This window comes from Thermogutta sp. (assembly GCF_014359955.1).
Taxonomy (GTDB): Bacteria; Planctomycetota; Planctomycetia; order Pirellulales; family Thermoguttaceae; genus Thermogutta.
Window position 1 is genome coordinate 1 of sequence record NZ_JACIYL010000513.1, and the last position, 3,241, is coordinate 3,241.

3 protein-coding genes are annotated in these 3,241 nt (G+C 59.7%); 1 reads left to right on the forward strand and 2 read right to left on the reverse strand.

All coding sequences use genetic code 11. The annotated features are described in order from the left end of the window. Together H5U08_RS13730 and H5U08_RS13735 are read right to left on the reverse strand one after the other, a co-directional pair. Positions 1 to 191, reverse strand: a 191-nt coding sequence (locus tag H5U08_RS13730; protein WP_297034161.1) for a hypothetical protein, incomplete at its 3' end; no start/stop codon positions are given. 152 nt (positions 192 to 343) lie between these two features. After that, on the reverse strand, positions 344 to 1,984 hold the full coding sequence (locus tag H5U08_RS13735) for a hypothetical protein (protein ID WP_297034164.1): 1,641 nt from the start codon (positions 1,982 to 1,984) through the stop codon (positions 344 to 346). Between the two features lie 396 nt (positions 1,985 to 2,380). Here H5U08_RS13735 and H5U08_RS13740 point away from each other — a divergent pair, with 396 nt between their 5' ends. Continuing rightward, on the forward strand, positions 2,381 to 3,241 hold the full coding sequence (locus H5U08_RS13740) for a DeoR/GlpR family DNA-binding transcription regulator (RefSeq protein ID WP_297034167.1): 861 nt from the start codon (positions 2,381 to 2,383) through the stop codon (positions 3,239 to 3,241).

Sequence of the window (3,241 nt, forward strand, 5' to 3'; positions counted from 1 at the left end):
CGAACATGAGGAAGCGAGCCGCTCTGCACCACACCGGATGCCGGAGCCGGGGAAGGCGTTTCGGACGCTTTTGGGGCGTTTTCCCGGTCCTGCGGTTCTTCCTGCAAATGGGAAGTCACATTGATCTGGGCGGAAGGCCCCAATTTGAGAAAGGCCTCTTCCAGCCGGATTGTCGTTGACCGATCTCTCATATCAGTGTCTCACTCACAAGCAAACAGAATCGTTGCAGTGACCAAAGGAAGCTGCGGGCAGTTTCCATCCATCGGCGCGCGTTTTCACCGTTTCGCTACTAAGCAGCTGACTTGTCCTATTGGACAGCCACCCGCCAGAAGAGATCCCGTTTTCATCGTAGTACCGACGTGGGGTACAAGTTGTAACCGGTTTGGCCAGTTGTAGGATAAAGCTGGTCCGCCGAGGTGCCCGCCTGCTGCTGTTGAGAACGGCCTGTCGGAGCGGTTGGTCCCATCGGGCTCGGCGTGGAACTGTTCAGGTGACACCCCCATGACGGGTTGGCGTACGCGGCGGGCACCACCTGGTTGTCGTGCGGTTGCTGGGTGCCGGGCTGCGATGTGGGACCGTAATAGCGATACGAGTCGGTGCTGGGATAGACCGGAGCCTGTTGATTCTGGCCATTTTGTGGCGGTTGAGCAGGAACCGCTGTCCTGGAATCGCCCCAGACGGCCGCACTGGGGCCTTTGTATGGGCTTTGCGGCTGCGTTTGCACGCCGACTGGTCCCTGATAGGCAGGCTGGCTGCTGGGCAGACCGTTCGAGTAAAGTCCAACGTTCGACGGATTTCCGCCGGTTGAAGGAATCGGGCTACCCGGAGATGGAAGCTGGCCCGCCGAATTGCCCCACGTGTTTTGAGGAACGCTGCCGGACACCGAAGGTCCGCTGCTGTACGCGGCGCTATCCGCCGACGGAACATTCCATTGACCCGCCTGTGGATAACCGGCCGCAGAACCAGGGGTTTGAACACTCGGAGGGGTGGTGGGTTGTGCGAATGGCGGAGCGTTCGGGCGTGAGGCGATCACGGCACTAGGGCCGTTCACGGCACTGGGTGGTTGAAGCTCCACGGGAGTCGGCCAGGATGCGGGAAGTGTCGCTGTCACCGGTTGGCCCCGCGTGGTGTCCCCCGGTGTGAAATCGCCAGCCGACTGATTGGACGGAACATTGACGCTCTGGGCGACCGGCTCGTTGTTGAAATAGGGATTACGGACAATCTGCGCTGATCCGGCGGAAGACACTGCGGCCGGTCCAGCCGGTGCGACACTGGCGTAGCCTTGCGACACAGGGTTCATCGGCGTGGCCGCAGGTGAGTTCGCGGCAAAACCGGCCGCGTTCGCCCAGGGAGTTGATGGATTGCCGGAGGGGTTCATCGGAGGGACACCGTACTGGGCATTCATTTGCGCCTGCATGGTCGCCGGAGCGGGAGAAGCCTGGGTCGCTTGCGGGTTTTCCCAAGTCAGAATCGGCTGGCCGGTTGTTAAGGGCGGCTGTGCGGCGGGAGTATTTGCCGGATTCTCCTGGGGACTTCCCCAACTGTTGCCCGGGGGCAGTTCGAAACCCAGCGGCGACCGCGTCACCGGCTGGGAATCGCCGGCTAGACCGAACGGTTGGGCCTGCGTCGATTGAACGCCTTCCGCGGGAAGACTGACAGAGGGGGGGCTCCACGCAGGTGCTTCCGGGGCATCAGGACGCGGTACCGCCGTTTCCCACGGTTTCTCCTTTCCGTTGCTGGCGATTTCAGATTTCTTTCCACGCCCGGCGATAAACCAGATCACACCGAGCAGCAGAACGGCGGCCAGTCCCAATGCCAGGCCGCGACGAATCGGATCGGAAAAGAAACTGGTCGGGGTTGCCCGAGACGGATAGGCGGCTTGCTCAGGCCCCGTTTCTCGTTCCCCACCAACATAGGGCAGCCGTGCCAGCACCCGCACTGTGCCTTGCGAAGGGGCGTCATCCGTGTGGAGAGGCTTGTTCATGTGAATCCTCCAGGTAATTGCCTGTCATACGTCATGTCACCGGCACCGGTCGCGGAACCGACGCCGGTCGAGCAGACGAGGGATTACTCCTGCTGCCGGTTACCATCGGTCGAAATTAGGCAAACCTTGAGGTTTTTTCTGGAAAAGCGGGCTGTTCCGAATGTGACGGGGGGCGGCGCAGGAAATCGGACCAATTCGCGGGAGTTGTTTCCGCGTGGCTGGCGCGGGTTTGACACGATAGAGAAATTTTGTGCAGTGTAGTTGTCATAAAATCTTCATGGTTATGACAGAATTCTACCAATTCTTGACAGAATTTGCCCTTCACGGTAGTCTGTATTTAGTCGGAGCACGGTAGATCTTCGTCATGTTCTGTCCACATTTTTCTCAGGATGAGATATGCCGGCAGGTCATCCAACCACAGTGCAGGAGCGTCGGACGCAGCTTCTGGAGCTCATTCGCTCGCGTCGTTTTGCGACGCTCGATGAGCTTGCCGGCGCTTTGGGGGTTTCGGAGTCCACGATCCGGCGGGATTTGGAACATCTGGAAAAGCAGGGTGATGCCAAACGGATTCACGGCGGGGCTTTTTACACGGGAAGTTCGCCCAAACTGCCCCATTTTGAGACCCGGCAGCCGATGCGGTGGGAGCAGAAGCGGGCGATTGCGAAAAAGGCGGTCGAGTTGATTTCGGCGGGGGATTCTGTCCTTCTTGATGGGGGAACCACCACCTACGAGGTTGCCCGGCTGTTGCTGGGCATGCCGCTCCACGTGGTGACCAATTCTCTGCCTGTGGCAAATTTACTTGCTTCTGACCCCACCAGTGACCTAGTGTTTGTTGGTGGCAATGTGTGTCCCCGATCCGGGGTGACGCAGGGCCCGCAGGCCGACGCCATGATCGCCTCGCTTCGCGTTCGCAAGGCCATTTTGAGTGTGGCGTCGGTGGACGAAGAGGGATTTTTCAACAACAACCTTTTGCTTGTGGAGACCGAGCGGGCGATGATGAAGGCGGCCGATGAGGTGATCATCGTTGCCGACAGCTCCAAGTTCGGTTATCGCAGCCTCGCTCATCTCTGCAGGCTGGAGGATGTGGATTACGTGGTGACTGACGCCGAGCTTCCCGAAGCGTGGCGGGAAAAGCTGACATCTGCCGGGGTTCGGTTGATTCTCGCGTCGGTTGCCGAATCGGCGGAAGCGCCGATGTTGCGCCCGGTTTTGGATGCTCAGACGCAGTTTTCTCCCCTTCCGACGCATAAGGTTTGA